The following is a 1,372-nucleotide window of genomic DNA, read 5'->3' as shown; positions in this document are numbered from 1 at the left end:
GTTTTTCATACAAGGCTTGCGCCGTATCGAGCACTTGCTGCGCGGTGTAACCGAACTGAGCCGACATGGCCTTCTGCAGAGAGCCCAAGAAAAACAGCGCAGGATGTTTGGCTTTTTGGCGTTTGGTATCAAACACGGCGACAGTCGCCACTTGTCCCTGACAATCCCGAGCCACACGCTCAGCTCCCTCACGAGACAAACAGCGCCCCGATTCATCACCTTGCGCTTCTGGCACTTGCCATTTAGACGAGAATCCTGCGTCACCGACGACGTCATAAAACGGTTTAGAGACAAAGTGAGCGATGGCCAAGTCTCGCTCAACCACCAACCGTAAGGTGGGCGTTTGGACGCGGCCCACCGATAAAGCGCCGCGATAACCGGCTTCCCGTCCCACTAGAGAGCAAAGCCGCGTTAGGTTCATACCCAACAACCAGTCGGCTTGACTGCGGCCAAGCCCCGCCCAATAGAGCGATTCGGTTTCACTGCCGGGTTTGAGATTATCCAGACCTTTGCGAATGCTGGCTTCGTCTAAGGCGCTGAGCCAAAGTCGAGAGACTTGGCCTTGGTAACCCACAAACTCTAAAATCTCACGAGCAATCACCTCCCCTTCACGGTCGGCATCGGTGGCTATCACCACCTCTGTCGCACTGGCCAGTAGCTTTTTGATGACATTGAACTGTTTCTTCTTGTCCGGTGGCACGACCATTTGCCAGGTCGATGGCACGATAGGGAGCGTGTCATAAGACCAAGCTTTTAATGCGGGGTCATAATGCTCCGGGTCGGCTTGAGACAGAATATGACCAAATCCCCAGGTCACGACCACACCTTGACCGCGCAGCGCCCCCTCTCTTTTTTCATGGCAGCCAAGTACCTTGGCAATATCACGTCCTTGGGACGGTTTTTCACATAAAAACACACGCATGGTTTACCTCCAACCGACGCACAAATAAGGTGACCGCGTCACATTTAGAGCGCCTTCTTGATAAAGAAAACGCTGACCCAATAACAAGTCACCCATCATGATGTGGTCACCTTGCTGGCAAGTTGCTGTTTCACCCAACCAGGCGTGACCTTACTGAGCGTCATGCCTTCACGGTTGCCAATTAAAGCCTGCTGCACTTGCGAACAAAATGGCTCTTGCGCTTTGACGCCGAGCTCCGCTTGAGCGCGTTGGTCTGCGTCACCACTTCGGCGCGACCGTACACGAAATCGAAGCGCCGCAATGGCGTTAGATAAATTCACTCCTCTCATCTCTCACCCACCTTTTAAATATCGGGTTGAGAAGCAGGGTTATTATGCGCCCCTGACTGTTGCGGCTTTTTTAATAACACCGCATCCACACGCTGCGCCATGATGGTAATTAACGAAGCCG

The 1,372-nt window shown here is 53.2% G+C and carries 2 protein-coding genes; both read right to left on the bottom strand.

Going from position 1 to position 1,372, the window contains the following annotated elements:
* A partial coding sequence (locus AB6E51_RS24425) for a DNA topoisomerase (RefSeq protein ID WP_372140314.1) occupies positions 1–922 on the bottom strand: 922 nt, incomplete at its 3' end.
* A gap of 95 nt (positions 923–1,017) precedes the next feature.
* On the bottom strand, positions 1,018–1,251 hold the full coding sequence (locus AB6E51_RS24420) for a hypothetical protein (RefSeq protein WP_017110287.1): 234 nt from the start codon (positions 1,249–1,251) through the stop codon (positions 1,018–1,020).
* Positions 1,252–1,372 lie beyond the last annotated feature (121 nt).

This window comes from Vibrio sp. 10N.247.311.47 (genome assembly GCF_041467535.1).
GTDB lineage: Bacteria > Pseudomonadota > Gammaproteobacteria > Enterobacterales > Vibrionaceae > Vibrio > Vibrio crassostreae_C.
Note: the sequence above shows the minus strand (reverse complement) of the source record. Positions and strands in the feature narration are given on the sequence as shown.